Here is a 19291-nt window from a genome sequence, read left to right as displayed (position 1 = left end):
GGAGAAACAATGCTTGGAATTGGACTCATGTCTGGAACTAGTTTAGATGGCGTTGATGCCGCATTAGTAGAAATCGATAATCATTCACAGCCATCTATTCGTCTGCTGCATCTGACGACTACTGCTTTTTCCCCCGAGCTGCGCCAAAGAATAAAGCAAGCCTGTGACCCGGAGGCCTCTTCTGTTCCCTTGATCTGTCAGTTAAATGTTGAGCTAGGCTATACCTTTCTCGCTGCTTGTCGTCAGGTCTGCCAAGAAACAGCAGTAACCGAAACTAGCATTGACTTTGTTGCTAGCCACGGACAAACTATTTGGCATGCACCCTCGGAAAACCCGCTTGTTTCCAGTACGTTTCAAATTGGAGAGCCGTCAATCATTGCCTATGGACTTGGAACAACTGTGGTTGCCGATTTCCGCGCGATGGATATGGCTGCTGGTGGACAAGGAGCGCCGCTTGTACCTTATACGGATTATCTCTTGTATCGTTCCCCTGATAAAACCCGCTTATTGCAAAATATCGGTGGGATTGGAAATGTGACGGTCTTGCCGAAAAATGGCACATTAAGTGATCTTGTCGCCTTCGATACTGGTCCTGGAAATATGATCATCGACGAACTGATGCATCAATTATTCCAACTTCCTTACGATGATGAAGGAAGGATTGCTCAACAGGGAACCATTATTCCTAAATTGCAAACACAATTAAGAAATCATTCCTATTTCGATCAAGCACCCCCTAAGAGCACTGGACGGGAACTATTTGGTCAAGCATTCAGTGATCAACTCTTGGCAGATTTTTCTGCAGAAAAGCCAGCAGACTTAATAGCAACAGTGACCGATTTTACTGCCTACTCGATTGCCGAGAGCTATCGGCGCTTCGTTTTCCCATTTATTGAAAGCGAACCCATTGAAGTGATTTTAGCAGGCGGCGGCGCGCATAATTCAACGCTAAAAAAAATGCTGGTCAACTACTTACCCGTTGAGATTACAGTGATTACCCAAGATGATTTAGGTTGGTCCAATGATGCGAAAGAAGCTATGGCGTTTGCCCTTTTAGGATACGAGACCTTACAGGGACATAAAAATAATGCTCCTGCCGCGACTGGTGCCAAACAATCCGTGATTCTGGGAAAGATCATCCCAAATCCATTTGGTCCCATAGGAGAGCGGAATCACTCAACAGAACTTTAGCAATTCAACCATACGAACGTTTTCACAGGAGGTTAAAAAATGTTAGATAAATTTACACAGTTCATTGAACGTCACCTAGCTGGACCAATGGAAAAACTGGGAAGTCAACGGCATTTACGGGCGGTCCGTGATGGGATCGTCTCTACTTTGCCACTGATTATCGTCAGCTCATTTTTTATGATCTTGGCTTTTCCTCCCCTGCCACAAGACTGGGGAATCTATCAATTTCTTTCGAGCCATGCGACCACGATCTTGCTTCCTTACCGCATGACGATGTACATTATGAGTTTATATGCCGCATTCGGGATCGGCTTTAGCTTAGCCCGTTCCTATAAACTCGATGGTCTCTCTGGTGGTATCTTAGCCACCACAGCTTTTTTACTGACTTTCACGCCAATAAATATTCCCCCCGAAGCTTTGGATGCTGCTGGTACAGCCGGATTTGTTTTACCAATGGCAAACTTGGGCAGTGCCGGGATGTTCGTAGCGATCATTACATCGATTTTAGCTGTCGAGATTTATCGTTTGACGGATAAATCTAAATTTAAAATCACGATGCCGGAACAAGTTCCTCCTGCTGTTGCTCGATCTTTTGAAGCATTAACGCCAACATTGATCATTATTTTAGGTATGGGGGCAATCACCTATTACATTGGCTTTGACTGGCATACCATCGTAGCAAAAGTTGTTGATCCTCTTGTTAGCGCAGCCGATAGCTTGCCAAGTGTCTTATTGATCACTTTCTTAACGACATTCTTTTGGTCCTTTGGAATCCATGGTGCCTCGATCGTTGGTTCACTGGCACGGCCTTTATGGCTGCAATTATTGGAAGGCAACACCACTGCGTTAGCTTCTGGTGATGTGATTCCGAACATTGCTGCTGAGCCATTCTACCAATGGTTCATTTGGATCGGCGGCGCAGGGTCAACCATCGGTCTGGCGATCTTGCTTGCTTTTCGTACAAAATCCGAATTTGGATCAAAACTAGGAAAAACCGCATTGATCCCTGCTATTTTCAATATCAATGAGCCGTTGATTTTTGGGACACCTATCGTCTTGAATCCAATTTTGATTCCGCCATTTATCATTGCACCATTACTCAATGGTGTAATTGCCTGGGTAGCCACCTCGGCTGGTTTAGTCAACAAAGTGACCGTCAATGCCCCTTGGACATTGCCAGGACCAATTGGTGCCTTTCTGGCAACAGGCGGCGACTGGCGAGCAATCGTCTTAAACATTCTTTTGATTGTACTTTCCATCCTCATTTATTATCCATTTGTAAAAATCTATGACAAAAATGAATTGGAAAAGGAAAATCAACCAGTCACTGAATAACTCTTGATGAGCTAAAAAAGGAGCCTCTGTCTAACAGAGACTCCTTTTTAAAATTTTTTTGAGCATACCAATAAGGAGCTGCTTTTCCTAGGTAAGAAGCACGAAGCAACCCTACTTTAGAAATTAGAAATAATACCATGTTTTAATAATCATTAAGGGAAGTTATTATCCTTCCCTTAATGCACCTTTTAAGAAATTTGCAAACTATTTATATAAGATATCTATTCATTTTATTCAATAGGCAAATTGTGCTGTTTCAAGAAAGATAACTTATCCCAATAGCCTCTTTGAAATAAAATTTTATTATTTACTATTTGAAAAAAACCGCACCCTCTCAAACCTAACGGGTCACGCCACTCTAAAATTGCCCATTGTCCATCTTCGAAAATATTTTCAACGATACAAACCATTTTTGCGTTAGAGAAGTCTTGTTCAAACATTTTCTTTATAGCCTCTTTTCCAATAACTGGCTCATTGGCAACCTGATGGTTTATTGCATTGTCATCATATAATTCTGAAATAATTTCTACATCCGCATGATTAAATGCGTCAACCCATTGGCAAAGTATTTCTTTTGGCTTCATATCATTTTACCTCCTCAATGTGTAAAAATCTGTATTTTAATTTGCACTATAAAACAAGTATCTAATTGTATTTATATATTCTACTTTCACAAATAATTTTTGAATACCTAAAATCAAAGAATTACTATTTGCCGCAATAGACCCTCTAAACCTGTAACTATTCCCTTGTTATTGATTATCTTATAGCATATCCTCAAAAACTTATCAAGTTCAATATTTATCTAAAACACCGTCAAAAATAAAAGAAGAAACGCATCAACGTTCCTTCTCTTCTACTTCATAAACAAAATTCGGATCTATTTCTTGGTCGAGCTTTGTAAAAGCACCTTGAATGCGGCGCTCCACTTCTGCTAACCCTTCTTTATCCATTTTCTTGATATCACTGATATCGATCGCCTCCCCAAAACGAACGGTTACTCGTCGACGTTTAAATAAATCTTTTAGCGTCAAGGGACCTTGATAAACAGAAGGTACGATTTTTACCTTCGCCATTTTGGCAATCAATGCCATGCCACCCTTCAGCGCGGTCGAATGTCTTGTTCCGCTAGGAAACATAATGAGGCTCAGATCTGTATCTTTTAAGATTTTCACCGGTGTTTTGACAGCACTCGGCCCTGGTTTGTCACGCTTTACCGGAAAAGCATTCGCATGAATCAAAATAAAGCGCAAGATTGGATTCTTAAACAATTCTTCTTTTGCCATAAAGCTGAACTTTTTGGGACGAGCAGCCACCGCCAGATACAACGGATCCCACCAGGTACGGTGAGGTGCAACCAATATGTAATTTTCATTTTGCGGCAAAGCCTCTTTGTTTTGATATCGGGCGTTCCCGTTGATCAAAAACAAAATGACCCGAACCACGCCTCGCATAAAGCTAAAAAACATACTCACTTTCCTTTCCAGTTTCTTTTATAAGTATGCAAAAAAACGCTTCAAATGACAAGCCTTTTTTGTCGTTTCCGATTATTCTTAATCGTAGTATAATACAAAGGAAATGAATTAGAACAGGAGTATGCTTTCATGTTGCAATCAAACGAACGCATAGATCAATTATATGCGGAAGATATCAAAATCATCCAAAGCAGCGAGGTCTTTTCTTTCTCCCTCGATGCCGTTTTGCTAGCTAACTTCCCAACGATTCCCAAACGGGGACGAATCGTTGATCTGTGTGCTGGAAATGGTGCAGTCGGCTTGTTTATCAGCCGTAAAACTTCGGCTCATATTTACCAGATCGAGCTGCAGGACCGGCTGGCTGATATGGCCCAACGCAGTGTAAGCTTAAATGGGCTTGAGGAACAAATAACGGTTTACCCAATGGATTTAAAAAATATCTTTACCAAAATCAAACCGGATTCGGTGGATCTCTTAGTCTGTAATCCGCCCTATTTCAAAAATGTTCCCACTGCTGTTAAAAATCCCAATCCTTATTTGGCGATTGCTCGGCATGAAATCGAGACCACATTAGACGAGGTGGTCCACACAGCCAGTAAAGCGCTGAAAATGAATGGGCGCTTTGCTATGGTTCACCGACCTGATCGTTTTTTGGATATTTTAGACTGCATGAGAAAGTATCGAATCGCCCCCAAACGTGTCCGTTTCGTCTATCCCAAAGCAGGGAAAGACGCGAATATCCTATTGATTGAAGGCATCAAGGATGGTAAAGCTGACGGTTTTAAGATTGCCTCACCGCTAATCACTTATCATGCGGATGGGAGCTACAGTGAGGAAGTGAGTCGGATGCTCTATGGCAGCTGATACGCATTACTTCTATGTATTGCTCTGTAAAGACAATACCTTTTACGGTGGTTATACCACAGATTTGATACGCCGCCTGAATCAACACAATCAAGGCATTGGAGCAAAGTACACTCATCCAGCTAGTCGTCGCCCCTTACAAATGATCCATGCGGAAAGTTTTGCTACCCGTAGTGAAGCCACAAAAGCGGAAGCTGCCTTTAAAAAACTGGTGCGCAAACACAAAGAACGTTACTTGACTGAACAGAAAGAAAAAAATGTTTTGAATACTCAATCTTCAAAGGAAAGTAAAGACATCACAAAAGGATAGATGAATCGGATGATTCACCTATCCTTTTGTCTCATGTAATGAAATTTTTTACTGGTTTCCAGGGACTGCCCAAGCCGTTTGATTTTTACCAAACTCTTTTGGCAAGATCCCATCAATGGATTCATAGACTAACTCTTTTTTGCTCTCAGGCAAAACGATGGCTGTTAAATAATTGTTTGTTTCTGTAAAAAAACCGATGTCTGCAAAAGCGGACTCAGTCAGATGGTATTGGACACCTTGCAGCTCAGCTTGTTCTTGTTTCACAAAGATTGGCGCTTGGCGCAAATAGTAATACTGTTCTCCTAGTTTGAAATACACAGAGTTGTGCGCAATACCCAGAAATCGGATTTCTCGGCTAACCGGTTCTGCTTGATAGATCCCCAGAGAAGGAATGGCTTCACTTTGGATTCGCTGATAAGCCGCCAACGTGCTCTGATCATAATATTTATATCCGATAAAGCGTTTTTCCCGATCGCGGATATTTGGCGTAATCTGTGCATTGTCATTTTTAAAGTCGTGAAAAAAATGATCTCCTAACAAGAAACCGCCACCGCATAGCAACAAAACTACGACAGGCAGCCAGATCAAACCTTGCCGCCGGTTCTCCTGATACAACAAAAGGATCAGCAAAAGTAAAAGCGCCACTAATCCAACGACTAATAAAACCGGAACGATTGAATAATAAAAAAACTCACTTTTAAGCCACATTTCTGCTGACATGAATGCAATCATCGTCTACTCCTTTTCAGTTCAAATAAGCGCCTATCATCAACCCAATAAAACTAGCCATCAATCCTACAATGTACGTACTGAAAAAATAAAGATAAAAGTACTGGCGACTGGTCTTTAGCAATGTAAATAATTCAATCGTCATTGTTGAAAAAGTAGTATAACCGCCCATGATCCCTGTTCCAAGCAAAAGATACGACTGTTGATCAATCTGAAGACCGGCAAGAATCCCTAGTATCAACGCACCAGATAAATTAATCAGCAAAGTGGCTTTGGGAAAAGGATGCGGTCTTCGTTCAAAGTAACGATTGATACCATAACGCAGGACAGCGCCAATGGCTGCACCAATTCCTACAACGATATATGCCATACTTACACCTGCTTTCTAACGAGGGCTTCGCCTAACCAGACAAAAAATAACCCGCCGCAAATCGACAGGACCAAATACCCCGCCGCTAATCCATAGGCTTGCTTTTGCAGCAACTGCACCGTGTCAAGTGCAAAGGATGAAAAAGTTGTCAAAGCACCGCAAAATCCGGTCCCCATGCCCAAGATCAAACGTCCATTCAATTGTCTTTTCGTCATGATCTGCTTGACTAAAAAGCTAAAAATAAAACAGCCAATAAAATTAGCCAGTAATGTGCCTAAAGGGAAGATGCCCCAAGATGGCAATTCCGAGGCAAGAAAATAGCGTGCCATGCCGCCAAAAAATGCAAAAAATGCCACAACAAGTACATTCATGTTGATCCTTCTTTCTAAAAGAAAAAGAACCAAGTTCATAAAACCTTGGCTCTTCTAGAAAATAATTATTTCGCGCGTTTGATGTACGTACCTTCAGAAGTATTGATTTCTAGAGATTCGCCTTCTTCGATAAAGTCAGGTACATTGACGACCAAACCTGTTTCCATCGTTGCTGGTTTACCTGAGCCAGTCACAGTCGCACCTTTGATCGACGGTTGTGTTTCAACAACTTTTAAGATGACTGATGATGGTAATTGAACCCCAATCACTTCACTGCCGAAGAATTGGATCTTCACTTCCATGTTTTCCAGAATGTATTTCATTTCTTCTTCTACAACTTCAACCGGAATTTCATATTGTTCATAGGTTTCCAAGTCCATGAAGAACGCTGTATCGTCCATTGTATACAAATATTGAACAGCTTTCGTATCAATATGTGCTTTTTCAAATTTTTCTTCTGGACGGAATGTTGTATCATAGGTTGAACCTGAACGAACATCGCGCAATTTCATACGCATGACTGTATTCCCTTTACCAGGTTTGTGATGGCTGGCTTCTAATACCTTGATTAGTTTGCCGTCTTGCACGAATGTCATTCCTGCTCTTAAATCACTTGCATTGATCATAATGGTTTATTCTCCTTCGTCTTAGATAATCCTCGTCTATTGTATCAAAAAAACTGGCTTTGTTCTACAAAAATCAGTCTTGTGATCGGACAAGTTTTCGCCGTTTCTCCATATAATGAGGATCATACTCATCCGTTTCAATATAAATATACATTTTTTTATCCGGCATGAAGCTGCGGATCTTTGCTTCGATCTCATTAATGATTTGATAACCGATCTCCTCTTGTTTTGCTGTGATATCAATTTTGGCAGCGACTAAGATTTCCGCAGGACCTAAATGGACCGTTTTGATATCCAATAATCGATCAACATCTGGACGATCAAAGGCTTCTTTGATCAGCACAAGATCTCTTTTCGTCACGCTTTCGCCAATCAATAAACTGTAAAATTCTCGTGCCAAAAAGATAGCAGCAATCATCAACAAAATACCGATCAGCAAGCCACTGAAAGCATCAAAAAACGCATTGCCAGTGACCATTGTCAGGATCGTTCCACCCATTGCCAACATTAAGCCAATCACTGCACAAAAGTCTTCGGTAAAGATAATCAAGATCTCACTATGGCGACTTTCTTTCAAAAACCGATAAATAGGCTGCTTTTCTACGTTCAAGGTCCGAATTTCTTTGATCGCGATCCACAAAGAACTACCTTCTACAACTAAACCGAAAAGCAAAATACCAATCACTAGCCAAGTATTACCAACTTCATGAGCAGGATGCAGCAGCTTTTCAAAAGCTTCCATTACACCTAGAGCGCCCCCACCAAAAAACAGCATCATCGCTACGATCGTACTAAAGAAGTATTTCGCGCGTCCTTCGCCAAATTGGTGAAGTTCACTTTGCCCTTTCGTTGCTCGTTTATCACCGATCAACAGAAAGATTTGATTGCTGCAATCGACCACGCTGTGAATACTTTCATTCAACATCGCCGCACTGCCGCTCAATGCGTAGCCGACAAACTTGCTGATGGCAACTAAAATATTCGAGATGAGTGCTGCTATCACCGCCATCATGCCGTTTGCTTGTTTTTCCATTCAAATTCGCTTCCTTCCAAACCAAATTCTTGCCTATTATACCTCAAAAAAGGACCCTCGCACAGGAGAGAAAAAGAGCTATTCCTTTTTTTGTTCTTTTTTGACCCGGGCTTCTCTCCGACTGATTTTCTTCGTCCAAAAGCCGCCAGAAATATATTTGGGCTCATAGCTAATGATAAAGGCCCGTTCTTCGATTTGTTTGATTTTTTGAAATAGCTTCTTCTCACTTTTGCGTTGTGAGAGAATTTCAAGGATCAATCGCGGACCTTCTAATCCTTCTCCGTAACTTTGAGTAACACCATATCCTTCTTGGCGTAAAATTTTTGGCAAATTCTTTTCTTCATCTGTATTCGTCGGTAAAATCACCGTGACCATCGTATAGCCTAAAGCTAGCTGATCTTCGATTTTGATACCAACACTAACTCCTGCGGCGTAACCTAAGGCATAAAACAATAGGTTCAATGGATTGTCTAAGCGATCCAATACCATCGACAATCCTAAAATATAAATCGTGATCTCGACCATACTGACCAGCGGTGCAATCAGCCGATACCCTTTCATCGTCAATAAAAAACGAATTGTATTCAATGTGACATAAGCCATATTGATAAAGAAGATCATCGCTAACATTTGTAAATCAATTTCCATCCCGTATCCCTCCTCTTTTAAGAATAGCAAATGCTTCTCAAATGTGAAAATAATTGAGCAGTTGCCATCTGTTAGTCACCGTTTTCTTGCAACAAATAAAAACAAGGAGGACAGCTGCCGCTTCCTTAACGGAAATTGACGCTTCAGCTTTCTTGATATTTTTTTGAAAAGACTAGCGCTATTCTGAAGCACAAAACAACTACCCAAATCACAGATGATGGCGACTGGTTTTGTCAGCTTACTTCATCCAGCAAGCTAGCGCCACAGCTTCATCTACAATTCAGATAGTTGCTTTCTTTGTTGTTTAAATCATTATCCTTGTTTTATTAATGAATAACTCCCAACTGCTTGTTGAGCGAGAGATTCTCACGAGTGCCTTTGCTTATTCAGGTGTCCTACTCATCAAGAGCGAAAGTAGCCATTTTTATTGCTTTCTGACTGCCCCTCTTCGATCATTCCTTCTAAGGAACGATCCAGAACAGCTCGCTTATCGCCGTTTTTTTTGTTCATGCCGCGAAATTCCCGCCGTGTCATGCCCACAGATTGCGGTCGATTGAACTTTCTGACCGTGGGATCATCGCCTTCTTTTACTTGGTAGGCTGCTGGCTCAGTATCAAAGAGCAAATAGGATTCGCGAGGTTTCTCCATTGAATCCATCAGTTCTTGTGAAGTGATCTCTTCTTTTTCTTGTTCAGGGATGATCGATGCAGGAATGTATTTGGGAACAAAATAAGATCGCCCAGAATACTCTTTCTTGGTCGGTGTTGGCGTTTCAGCCCGTTCTGCTTTACTCGTCACTTTATAAGAAGCACGTCGTTGATCATTGCCAAAAAGATTTGTTTTGCCGGTAGGTGTACTTTCCTGCAAAGGTCGTTTTCCATAGCTTGGTAAATTTGCCCGATGTTGCGCTAATTCTTCTTTTTGCCGCACACTATGACCATAATTTGGGTGACTGGAAGGAACTTTCCGACGCAATGAGTGAGCAGAATCCTTTTCTTTGCTGCTCGCGCTAGGTTGATCCTTGATTTCTGTCAAAATCCAATCATCAGACTGACTGAAAACTTCCTTGTGTTCGGACTGCAGCTTTACACCTTCTTGATCATCATATGCTGGAAAACGGAAATGTTTGCGTTTCACATCTAAATAATTTGCCAATTCACTCATCCTCTGGTTGCGATTTTTTATAATCATATCATATTTCAGTGAATAATTCACGAAAGCTGTAGTGCCTTTTGGGAATATTCAATGACCAAGTGCTATAGATTATTACGTCAGACTAGCTGAATTTGGCTCTTTGACATGTGCATACAATGGTTCGATCTGCCAAATATCATCAGCATAGTTTTGAACCGTATAATCTGCGGAAAATTTGCCGGCATTCGCAATATTCATCAAGCTGATCGCTTGCCAGCGCTGTTGGTCTTTATAAGCTAAATCCACGCGATATTGGGCATCGCAATAAGATTTGAAGTCTTTCAACAAGAAGTATTCATCATTATATTTTAATAGTGAATCAAACACTTCCCGACCTTCTCTTTCTATATTTGGGATCGTTCCGTCAATAAACGCATTCACGACCCGTTGCAGCACAGGATCTTCTTCGTAAAACGCATACGCAGAATAGTTTTGTTGGGCATAATAAGCATAGACCTCTTCTTCTGTTAATCCAAAAATGGCAATGTTCTCATCTCCGATTGCATCTCGAATCTCAATGTTCGCGCCATCCAATGTCGCGATCGTGACTGCCCCATTCAACATCAGCTTCATGTTGCTAGTACCGGAAGCTTCTTTTGATGCTAAGGAAATTTGCTCACTGACATCTGCTGCGGGAATGATCCGCTCAGCCAATGTGACATTGTAGTTTTCCAAAAAGACGACTTTCAGCTTATCATTGATTGTCGGATCATGATTGATCAGATTAGCTACTTCATTGATCACTTTAATAATGGCTTTCGCATAATGATAACTAGGTGCGGCCTTTGCTCCAAAAATAAATACCCGTGGATGAATCGGTGCCTGAGGGTCATCTTTCAAGTCAAAGTAGAGTTTCAAAATATGCATCACATTCAGCAACTGTCGTTTATACGCATGGAGCCGCTTGATTTGGACATCAAATATCGCGGTTGGATCAACTTCGATCCCGGTTGTCTGCTGAATATATTCAGCTAACGCTTGTTTATTGGTCAGTTTTGCATCTGCTAGACGTTGCAGAACTGTTGGATCTTCTTGGTAATTTTTCAATAATTGCAAGTCTTGCGGGTTATGACGCCAACTTTTGCCGATAGTCGTATCAAGCACCTTTGATAAAGGTTGGTTGGCTAACTGCATCCAACGACGTTGTGCGATCCCATTGGTTTTATTATTGAAACGTTCTGGGAATATCAAATAAAAATCATGTAGGACAACGGATTTCAACAGATCAGAATGGAGCTTTGCGACACCATTGACACTATGGCTGCCAATAATCGCTAAATGCGCCATATGGACTTGACCATCAATAATAATACGCGTCCGATTAAGAAGGGCAGCTTCGTGAACCTCTGCATATTCTTCAAGATAACGACGATCGATCTCTTCAATGATTTGGTAATTCCGAGGAATAACTTCTTTGAATAGATCAATCGGCCATTTTTCTAAAGCTTCAGCCATAATCGTATGGTTGGTATAGCTCATGACTTTCACTGTGATTGCCCATGCTTGTTCCCATGGCAAATCATGATCATCTAACAATAACCGCATCAATTCGGATACACATAATGCAGGGTGGGTATCATTGATATGGATCGCAATTTTTTCACTCATCATCGTTAGCGGATGATTCAATTTTAAATAGTAGCGAACAATACTTTGAATGCCTGCTGAAACAAAGAAATATTCTTGCATAAGTCGAGTCTTCTTGCCACGTTCATTGGAATCATCTGGATACAAGACAGCGGTCAGATCTTCTAGAGAACGACGAGATTCAATGGTTGCATAGTTGGCTTCTTCCGCTGCGGGAACCTCAACGCTCCACAAACGCAATGTATTGATCATATCATTTTGATAGCCTACCATTCCGGTATCATAAGGAACCGCACGCCAGACATACCCACCATGCCGTTCAGGACGCAGCCTCCCATTCTCGTCTTCAATCAAGTACACTTCGCCGCCATATTGGATATCCACGGCTTTACTCTCTTTTCGAACCTCCCAGACATTTCCGGCACGCAACCAGTCGTCAGGCAGCTCTACTTGATGCCCATCGACAAACTTTTGTTTAAAAAGGCCATAATTATAACGGATGCCATTCCCATTTCCTGGCAACCCTAATGAAGCCAAAGAATCCATGAAACAAGAAGCTAATCGTCCTAGTCCGCCATTTCCTAATGCCATATCTTTTTCAACTTCAGCAACTTCATCTAATGAAAAGGATAACTCTTCGAAGAGCTCTTCCGCAGTATCCAGCAACCCTAAATTCAGTAGATTACTTTTCAACAGTTTTCCAGGTAAAAATTCGATTGAGAAATAATACGCCTGTTTCTGCTGTTCAACGAGCAGATTTTTTCGTGTCTGGCTCCAATCATTCGCGTAGCAGCTCTTGACCACGTTAGCTAAAGCTAAAAACAATTCTTGCGGTGAAGCTTCTGCGATCTCGATCGAAAAAATATCTTTCAACCGGCTTTCTAATAATTCTTGCAAGGTAGCTTTCTCCATTACAATTCACTCCTTTATGACTATCAATTTGTATGAAAAAGGACAGAAGCACCAATCGCCCTTGTCGCTAGGTCGTTCTTTCAAACCCGCTCTACTTTCAGACTAATGAATACTTCTGTCTTATACTTGATTATACTTTGATCGCTTGGTAGAGATCAATATATTGATTGGAACTAATGTCCCAGCTAAAATCTTTATTCATGGCTTGTGCTTGCAAAGATTTCCACGTTTGCTGGTCGTCTTGATAAAGCAGGATTCCTTGTTTCACTGCATTCATCAAATAAAATGACGTGAACTCTTGGAAACCAAATCCGGTGCCTTGATGAGTGATTGGATTGTATGAATCTACCGTATCTTTTAGTCCGCCAATCTCATGCACAACTGGCAATGTTCCGTAACGCATGGCGATCATTTGTGAAAGCCCGCAAGGTTCAAAAGCAGAAGGCATCAAGAACAGATCCGCTCCGGCATACATTTTTTGCGCCAGTCCAATATCAAAAGAAATCACCGCGGCACATTTTTCTGGATATTTTGCAGCAAAGTAACGGAATCCTTCTTCAAATTCCGGTTCTCCCGTTCCTAACAGCGCAAATTGAACATCAAATTGCAACAAGTTTTCCATTTCCGGCATTACAAGATGAAAGCCTTTTTGTGTAGTCAAGCGGCTGACCACTGTGATAAGAGGAACATCACGCGCTGGTAACCCCAGCATCTTTTGCAATTCTTGCTTGTTTGCAGCTTTACCGGACATTTCATCGGAAGTAAAATGATAGGGCAGCAATGGATCTGTTGCGGGATCATTGGTTTCATAATCGATCCCGTTCAATATTCCTTGCAGTTTCCCAGATTCCATTCTTAGAATGACTTCAAGTCCGCAACCAAATTCCGGTGTTTTGATTTCCTCACTATAAGAAGGACTGACTGTTGTGATACGATCTGCGTATAAAATACCTGCTTTCATGAAATTCAAACAGTCATTTAATCGTAATGTCCCGTCATCGTAACGCTCTGTCCCCATGCCAAACAAGTCCGGTAAAATATCTTTGCTATACCATCCTTGAAAGCCAATATTATGAATCGTCAAAACGGTGCGGATATTCTGATAAGCATTGATCCAATGATATTTTTCTTTCAGAAGAAAAGGAATCATTGCTGTATGGTAATCATTCACATGAATCACGTCAGGAATAAAATCGATTCTCTCCATCATTTCGATAGTTGCTAGTTGAAAGAAGGCAAAACGTTCGCCATCATCATAATAATCGTATAAATTATCACGACCAAAATAGTACAGATTATCGATAAAATAATAGGTAACACGATTGAGAACCAGTTTCTTCAACCCACAATATTGCTTACGCCAACCCACATTGACTTCAAAAGAAAAACAATCCTCCAGCTGTTCTTGATAGTCGGCTGACATTTTAGTAAAGAATGGCAGAACAACGACTGTTTCTACCCCTTTTTTGACAAGTTCTTTGGGCAATGCACCCACGACATCCCCTAGTCCACCTGTCTTGAAAAATGGCGCGCATTCTGCTGCGGCAAATAGTACCTTCATGCCGTTGCTCCTCCAATTAGATCTTCAGTGACATGGGTATTTTTTTTGACGACGATCGGTGCGTCACTGGTTCCTCTAACTTTGACACCTTCTGCGATCACAACATTTTTATCGAGGATGGCATAGGAAACTTCGGCACCTTCTTTGATTTCATTATTCCCAAAAATGATTGTGTCTTTGACATGGGCATTCGGATGAATCGTTGTTCTGCGGGCAACAAGTGACCGTTCGACAGATCCTTCTACGATACATCCGGAAGCAAAGTGACTATTTTTGACATCTGAAGTCTCTGCATAATAGGTTGGTACTTCATTCTTCAGCTTGGTGTAGATCTTTTGATTTGAATAAAGCAATGATGTAAATTTATGGACATCTAACATATCCATGTTGGTTTGGTAATAGGATTGAATATCATAAATATTGCTTAAATAACCAGTATATTCATACAAGCTAGTATTTTCGATAGAGATTCGTTCCCGCAAGAAGCGGCCCAAGTCTGGGGTTGCACCTACAGCTTGTCCTTCTTTCAAGGCTTCGATCAAGCGATCTGTTCTGATGATGAAGATATCTGTACATAGGTTGACCATGCTTTCTGTCTCGCATTTCTTCGCTTGAACAGCTTCATTCAAATGACCTTCTTCATCAACTGAAAAGACTAAATCGTTGTCACTCACATTGTCACTGCTGATTCGTTTGTAAACGACCGTCATTTCTTTTTTCTGCAACTGATGGATTTTCAGCAACGCCCGCAAATCAATGTTGCACAAAATATTGCTGCCCATATAAACCGTATGCTCTGATTTTGATTTTTCCAAATAATCGATCACGTTATAGTAATACTCTTGACCAGCAGCTTGCTGTTTTAATGAGTCTTGGAACAAATGAATGAAGAAACGGTTTTGAACACCATCTAAATTCCATTCTTTCCCGCCACCGATATGGTCAAATACGGATTGTGTTTCTCCTTCGTTGAAAATCATATACACTTGCTTGATATTTGCATTTTCAATGCTTGACAAGTTGAAATCAAGCAAACGATATTTACAATCAAACAACAACGTCGATAACGGACGACTTTCCGTTAAAGGCATCAACTCTTTGTAGCGGTGCAGATTGCCTAAAATAGCACACATTTTATTAGTTCTCATCAATCGTCACTCCTATCACTTCAGAATAACCAACAACAGCGATTTCATCTGTTCCGTCTATGACTGCATCATCACCGATCACTGCATTTTCTCCAATGATCGCGCGTTTTAGTGTTACATTTTTCCCAATGACTGCTCCAGGCATGACCACACTATCTGTGATGTAGGTTCCTTCTTTGACTTGGACATTCTCTGATAAAATACTATGTTCAATATCTCCAGCAACATAGCAACCATCCATGATCAACGAATTTTTTGCAGAACCTGTTTCTGTAATGAAATGAGGAGGAGCAATCGGATTTTTTGAGAAGACTTGCCAATTTTTATCACGGATTCCCAGTTCCATCTGTGGATCGATAAATTCCATATTAGCTTCCCAGAGAGAATCGATGGTACCCACGTCTTTCCAATAGCCTGAAAAACGATAAGCAAATACATTGTCGCCACTTTCCAAGTAAGATGGAATCACATGTTTCCCAAAGTCGACCATTTCGCCATCTTTTGTATAATTACTTAACAGTACGCTACGTAAGCGAGCCCAGTCAAAGATATAGATTCCCATTGAAGCTAAGTTACTTTTTGGCTCTGCTGGCTTTTCATCAAATTCAATGATCCGGTCATTTTTATCTGTGTTCATGATACCAAAGCGGGAAGCATCTTTCATTGGCACTTCTAGCACTGCAACAGTAAGAGACGCATCGTTTTCTTTGTGTTTTTCCAGCATTTCTTCGTAGTCCATCTTGTAGATATGGTCACCGGATAATACTAATACATATTGAGGGTCCATTTCATCAATGTAGGCAATGTTTTGATAGATCGCATGGGCTGTTCCTTCAAACCATTTTCCACCTTCAGAATTTGAGTAGGGTTGTAAAATCGTAACTCCGGTATTAATACCATCTAACCCCCAACTTGATCCGTTTCCAATGTGACTGTTCAATGCCAATGGTTGATACTGTGTCACCACACCAACATTCTTAATCCCTGAATTAACACAATTACTTAATGTAAAATCGATAATACGATACCGACCACCAAAAGGTACTGCAGGTTTTGCAATATTTTTGGTCAACTTCCCTAAACGTGTGCCTTGTCCCCCTGCGAGGATCATCGCTAACATCTCTGTTTTCATTTTCTTGAGCCGCTAAAAAGCCAATCTCTTTCACGATGCCGGGTGTTATTTTCGATATGAATGTTTTTTTTTCAAAAAGCCTTCTTTTCGATATCACCTTTCACGTTGTCACTTTGATTGGACTTTCGAGCCAGCTCCTCCCCCCTTTCATTTTTTCCTGCGTTTGATTTGAATCTTTTCTGGTTTTATAATCAATGCCCCAAGTGCTGGCAAAATTGTTTTGATTTGATAAGGATATTCTTTGAATGGAATCGCTTCTGTTTGTTGGTCTTGATTATTCTGGGTCCAAGTCCCGCCAAAACTATCGCGTTCGGTATTCAATACTTCACGGTAGGTCCCTTCATACGGAACGCCAATGGCGAAATCGTGGCGTTCAACAGGTGTCAAATTCAATACAACGATCACGAAATCTTTTTTGGTTTTACCTTGTCGCAAATAGGTCAATGTTGTTTCCGCTAAGTTATCAGCATCAATGACTACCAGCGATTCTTCTTTATCTTCGATTTCCCACAATGAGCGCTCCTGTTTATACAGTTCATTTAGTGTCTTTGTAAATTGCTGCATACGCTGATTTAGTTCATCTGATAAATCGACCCATTCAAGCCCGTGATCATATTTCCATTCCAAAAATTGTCCCCACTCACTGCCCATAAACAGCAGTTTCTTCCCTGGATGGGTCATCATGTAGGTATACAAATTTCTTAATTGAGAAAATTGCTTGTAGCGATCTCCCCACATTTTGTGCATTAAGCTACGTTTGCCATGGACGACTTCGTCATGGGAAAGGGGTAATATATAGTTTTCATTCATGCGGTACATGAATGAGAAGGACAACAAACTCAAATGATCCTTACGGAAGATTGGATCCATTTGGTAAAAACGCAGGACATCGTTCATCCAGCCCAGATTCCATTTGTAATCAAATCCAAGAGCTCCTTCTTCGATCAGGCCTGTAACTTTCGTTTCTGAGGTACTTTCCTCAGCGATCATCATCACTTCTGGATGCGCCAGTTTCACGACTGCATTTAGTTTCTGCAAGAAGTAATAACCTTCATAATTTCGATTGCCGCCCTCATGATTTGGTTGCCAAACACCCTGGTCATAGTCTCGGTAGATCATGTTCGAAACCGCATCTACGCGAATCCCATCGATGTGATAAAATTCGATCCAAAAAAGGGCACTGGATAGCAAGAAACTTTGTACTTGTGGTTTGCCTAGATCAAAATTGATTGCTCCCCAACGAACATTTTTTGCACGATCAGCATCTTGATATTCAAATGTCGGCGTTCCATCATAGTAAGCCAAACAATCATCATTGACACAAAAATGGCCCGGCACCCAGTCAACTAGGACACCGATATTTTCCAAGTGACAGGCTTCAACAAAATCTTGAAATTCTTCTGGAGTGCCGTAATAAGCGCTGAGCGCAAAATAGCCAATCAATTGATAGCCCCACGATGTACCTAATGGATGTTCCATCAATGGCATAAATTCAATATGGGTGTAGCCCATTTGTTTGAGGTAAGGAATGAGTTCATCTTTTAATTCAGAAAAACGATAAGGGGTTCCATCTGCGTGGTGTTTCCAAGAACTTGCATGGACTTCATAAATATTAAGTGGTCGTTTGAATTGATTTTGACGCTTTTTGCGGCCTTGCCACAAACCATCCCGCCATTTTTTTGCTGGCACGGTGTGCAAGACAGCAGCCGTTCCAGGACGTTCTTCGAAATAAATTGCATATGGATCAATTTTCATGATTTCACGGCCGTCGGCTTGCTTGACCTTGAATTTATAATGCTGTCCTTCTTGAGGCTGATTGGTGGTAATTTCCCAAATCCCCGATTCGGAGCGTTTCGTCATCGGCAAAGAGTCATCCCATTGATTGAAGTCACCTACTAGCCAGACATTTTGCGCATTTGGCGCCCAGACACGAAAGACATAGCCTGCTTTCATACGATGTGCACCTAAAAGATGCTGTGAATAAAAATTTTCACCGGTCGTAAACTGCTTCTCTGCTGTAATCATTTGCTCATTTTCCACTCGTATGTCAAACCTCCTCTTAGATCAACCCTATTTTTTCAGCCAATCAATCTTCCCTCTAAAAACAGAATATTAGGAAGATCACTGGGAAAATAGTTCAGGGCAGATGGCTTTTATTTAGCATTGCTGCTCCTATATGTAGAATAGCATAAATTAAAGATCTCGTAACGTAAAAGCCTTGGCGATTGCCGGAATAAAACAATTCCTTTTTCTGATTCGTTGTATTTCGATCCTCTGCTTATAATCAAAAGATTTATGGCAGAAAAAAAACAGCTTGAACACGATTGGTTCAACCTGTTTCAGTGCTGCTTCTTTTTTTGGAAACAAAAGCGACATAAGAAGCGACACTTACTTGAAACAAACCGACGATCAAAAATAAAGCAAACAAAAATGGATGGAATTGAACTTTCATCTGGAAAGCCGTTATGACCGCAGCGATCCCAATTCCGGCTGAAAGATAAGGCCAAGAACGAAAAGACCAGAAACTGGCGACTGTTGTATATAAACTACAGATCCCCAATAAAAAAAGCCTTGTGACCACATCAAAGACTGTGTCTGAAAAATGTATATTCTCTGAAAAAATTTGATTTGCATTAAATGTGTTAGGAACTTTTAAAATAAATAAAAGTGCCGACACCATACTTAGAATAAAAATAAAGACATGGCTACTTGCAAAGACGATTCTTTGATTTGATTTCACCTGAGACTCACAACCTTTGATTAATCCATTCAGAGACAGGCATGACCTTTCTCTCTATCCTAAAA

At 40.9% G+C, this 19291-nt stretch carries 19 protein-coding genes; 4 read left to right on the top strand and 15 right to left on the bottom strand.

Annotated features, from left to right (window positions below):
* Positions 1–9 precede the first annotated feature (9 nt).
* Together anmK and EG2_RS16030 are read left to right on the top strand one after the other, a co-directional pair.
* Positions 10–1191, top strand: coding sequence for an anhydro-N-acetylmuramic acid kinase AnmK (gene anmK, locus EG2_RS16035; protein WP_060815405.1), 1182 nt, complete (start codon positions 10–12; stop codon positions 1189–1191).
* Between the two features lie 39 nt (positions 1192–1230).
* Positions 1231–2526 carry a PTS sugar transporter subunit IIC gene (locus tag EG2_RS16030; RefSeq protein ID WP_060815404.1) on the top strand — a complete coding sequence of 432 codons (1296 nt, stop codon included), beginning with the start codon at positions 1231–1233 and terminating at the stop codon, positions 2524–2526.
* Positions 2527–2756: 230 nt separating this feature from the next.
* On the opposite strand, the gene EG2_RS16025 is transcribed toward EG2_RS16030, so the two are convergent.
* Positions 2757–3110, bottom strand: coding sequence for a nuclear transport factor 2 family protein (locus EG2_RS16025; protein WP_060815403.1), 354 nt, complete (start codon positions 3108–3110; stop codon positions 2757–2759).
* 255 nt (positions 3111–3365) lie between these two features.
* Positions 3366–3995 (bottom strand): lysophospholipid acyltransferase family protein, encoded by a 630-nt coding sequence (locus EG2_RS16020; RefSeq protein ID WP_060815402.1) that lies wholly within the window; start codon positions 3993–3995, stop codon positions 3366–3368.
* 135 nt (positions 3996–4130) lie between these two features.
* Here EG2_RS16020 and EG2_RS16015 point away from each other — a divergent pair, with 135 nt between their 5' ends.
* Positions 4131–4865: a tRNA1(Val) (adenine(37)-N6)-methyltransferase gene (locus tag EG2_RS16015; protein WP_021151099.1), complete on the top strand. Its 735-nt coding sequence runs from the start codon at positions 4131–4133 to the stop codon at positions 4863–4865.
* Complete coding sequence (locus tag EG2_RS16010; RefSeq protein ID WP_060815401.1) at positions 4855–5175, top strand: GIY-YIG nuclease family protein; 321 nt, start codon at positions 4855–4857, stop codon at positions 5173–5175. Before EG2_RS16015 ends, EG2_RS16010 begins: the two co-directional genes overlap by 11 nt.
* Before the next feature lie 48 nt (positions 5176–5223).
* On the opposite strand, the gene EG2_RS16005 is transcribed toward EG2_RS16010, so the two are convergent.
* The 13 genes from EG2_RS16005 to EG2_RS15945 form a co-directional block, all read right to left on the bottom strand.
* On the bottom strand, positions 5224–5907 hold the full coding sequence (locus EG2_RS16005) for a hypothetical protein (protein WP_060815400.1): 684 nt from the start codon (positions 5905–5907) through the stop codon (positions 5224–5226).
* A gap of 13 nt (positions 5908–5920) precedes the next feature.
* A complete protein-coding gene (locus tag EG2_RS16000) occupies positions 5921–6274 on the bottom strand; it encodes a fluoride efflux transporter FluC (RefSeq protein ID WP_060815399.1) in 354 nt (117 codons plus the stop codon).
* 2 nt (positions 6275–6276) lie between these two features.
* Complete coding sequence (gene crcB / locus EG2_RS15995; RefSeq protein WP_060815398.1) at positions 6277–6645, bottom strand: fluoride efflux transporter CrcB; 369 nt, start codon at positions 6643–6645, stop codon at positions 6277–6279.
* Between the two features lie 65 nt (positions 6646–6710).
* A complete protein-coding gene (gene efp, locus EG2_RS15990) occupies positions 6711–7271 on the bottom strand; it encodes an elongation factor P (RefSeq protein ID WP_003127013.1) in 561 nt (186 codons plus the stop codon).
* Positions 7272–7344: 73 nt separating this feature from the next.
* A complete protein-coding gene (locus EG2_RS15985; protein ID WP_003127012.1) occupies positions 7345–8304 on the bottom strand; it encodes a cation diffusion facilitator family transporter in 960 nt (319 codons plus the stop codon).
* 78 nt (positions 8305–8382) lie between these two features.
* On the bottom strand, positions 8383–8952 hold the full coding sequence (locus EG2_RS15980; protein ID WP_003127011.1) for a DUF2179 domain-containing protein: 570 nt from the start codon (positions 8950–8952) through the stop codon (positions 8383–8385).
* Between the two features lie 402 nt (positions 8953–9354).
* The gene (locus tag EG2_RS15975) at positions 9355–10116 is read right to left on the bottom strand and encodes a hypothetical protein (RefSeq protein WP_060815397.1); all 762 of its coding nucleotides are present in this window, start codon (positions 10114–10116) and stop codon (positions 9355–9357) included.
* Between the two features lie 102 nt (positions 10117–10218).
* On the bottom strand, positions 10219–12645 hold the full coding sequence (locus tag EG2_RS15970; RefSeq protein ID WP_060815396.1) for a glycogen/starch/alpha-glucan phosphorylase: 2427 nt from the start codon (positions 12643–12645) through the stop codon (positions 10219–10221).
* 130 nt (positions 12646–12775) lie between these two features.
* Positions 12776–14206 (bottom strand): glycogen synthase GlgA, encoded by a 1431-nt coding sequence (gene glgA, locus EG2_RS15965; RefSeq protein ID WP_005472317.1) that lies wholly within the window; start codon positions 14204–14206, stop codon positions 12776–12778.
* Positions 14203–15354, bottom strand: coding sequence for a glucose-1-phosphate adenylyltransferase subunit GlgD (gene glgD, locus EG2_RS15960; RefSeq protein ID WP_060815395.1), 1152 nt, complete (start codon positions 15352–15354; stop codon positions 14203–14205). The genes glgA and glgD overlap by 4 nt, the downstream gene beginning before the upstream one ends.
* A complete protein-coding gene (locus EG2_RS15955) occupies positions 15344–16486 on the bottom strand; it encodes a glucose-1-phosphate adenylyltransferase (RefSeq protein WP_060815394.1) in 1143 nt (380 codons plus the stop codon). The genes glgD and EG2_RS15955 overlap by 11 nt, the downstream gene beginning before the upstream one ends.
* 147 nt (positions 16487–16633) lie before the next feature.
* Positions 16634–18511, bottom strand: coding sequence for a 1,4-alpha-glucan branching protein GlgB (gene glgB, locus EG2_RS15950; protein WP_060815406.1), 1878 nt, complete (start codon positions 18509–18511; stop codon positions 16634–16636).
* Between the two features lie 304 nt (positions 18512–18815).
* A complete protein-coding gene (locus EG2_RS15945; RefSeq protein ID WP_005472313.1) occupies positions 18816–19226 on the bottom strand; it encodes a hypothetical protein in 411 nt (136 codons plus the stop codon).
* Positions 19227–19291: the final 65 nt, after the last annotated feature.

Source organism: Enterococcus gallinarum NBRC 100675, assembly GCF_001544275.1.
In the GTDB taxonomy this organism is placed as follows: Bacteria; Bacillota; Bacilli; order Lactobacillales; family Enterococcaceae; genus Enterococcus_D; species Enterococcus_D gallinarum.
Note: the sequence above shows the minus strand (reverse complement) of the source record. Positions and strands in the feature narration are given on the sequence as shown.

What these genes read in the sequence shown, in the direction of transcription:
- EG2_RS15970 (WP_060815396.1), bottom strand. Translation starts at nt 12,645, where the DNA reads ATGGAGAAAGCTACCTTGCAAGAATTATTAGAAAGCCGGTTGAAAGAT.
- EG2_RS16010 (WP_060815401.1), top strand. Translation starts at nt 4,855, where the DNA reads ATGGCAGCTGATACGCATTACTTCTATGTATTGCTCTGTAAAGACAAT.
- EG2_RS16015 (WP_021151099.1), top strand. Translation starts at nt 4,131, where the DNA reads ATGTTGCAATCAAACGAACGCATAGATCAATTATATGCGGAAGATATC.
- glgB (WP_060815406.1), bottom strand. Translation starts at nt 18,511, where the DNA reads ATGATTACAGCAGAGAAGCAGTTTACGACCGGTGAAAATTTTTATTCA.
- EG2_RS16030 (WP_060815404.1), top strand. Translation starts at nt 1,231, where the DNA reads ATGTTAGATAAATTTACACAGTTCATTGAACGTCACCTAGCTGGACCA.
- EG2_RS15985 (WP_003127012.1), bottom strand. Translation starts at nt 8,304, where the DNA reads ATGGAAAAACAAGCAAACGGCATGATGGCGGTGATAGCAGCACTCATC.
- glgD (WP_060815395.1), bottom strand. Translation starts at nt 15,354, where the DNA reads ATGAGAACTAATAAAATGTGTGCTATTTTAGGCAATCTGCACCGCTAC.
- EG2_RS16025 (WP_060815403.1), bottom strand. Translation starts at nt 3,110, where the DNA reads ATGAAGCCAAAAGAAATACTTTGCCAATGGGTTGACGCATTTAATCAT.
- EG2_RS16020 (WP_060815402.1), bottom strand. Translation starts at nt 3,995, where the DNA reads ATGTTTTTTAGCTTTATGCGAGGCGTGGTTCGGGTCATTTTGTTTTTG.
- EG2_RS15975 (WP_060815397.1), bottom strand. Translation starts at nt 10,116, where the DNA reads ATGAGTGAATTGGCAAATTATTTAGATGTGAAACGCAAACATTTCCGT.
- EG2_RS15980 (WP_003127011.1), bottom strand. Translation starts at nt 8,952, where the DNA reads ATGGAAATTGATTTACAAATGTTAGCGATGATCTTCTTTATCAATATG.
- anmK (WP_060815405.1), top strand. Translation starts at nt 10, where the DNA reads ATGCTTGGAATTGGACTCATGTCTGGAACTAGTTTAGATGGCGTTGAT.
- EG2_RS16005 (WP_060815400.1), bottom strand. Translation starts at nt 5,907, where the DNA reads ATGATTGCATTCATGTCAGCAGAAATGTGGCTTAAAAGTGAGTTTTTT.
- EG2_RS15955 (WP_060815394.1), bottom strand. Translation starts at nt 16,486, where the DNA reads ATGAAAACAGAGATGTTAGCGATGATCCTCGCAGGGGGACAAGGCACA.
- crcB (WP_060815398.1), bottom strand. Translation starts at nt 6,645, where the DNA reads ATGAATGTACTTGTTGTGGCATTTTTTGCATTTTTTGGCGGCATGGCA.
- efp (WP_003127013.1), bottom strand. Translation starts at nt 7,271, where the DNA reads ATGATCAATGCAAGTGATTTAAGAGCAGGAATGACATTCGTGCAAGAC.
- EG2_RS16000 (WP_060815399.1), bottom strand. Translation starts at nt 6,274, where the DNA reads ATGGCATATATCGTTGTAGGAATTGGTGCAGCCATTGGCGCTGTCCTG.
- glgA (WP_005472317.1), bottom strand. Translation starts at nt 14,206, where the DNA reads ATGAAGGTACTATTTGCCGCAGCAGAATGCGCGCCATTTTTCAAGACA.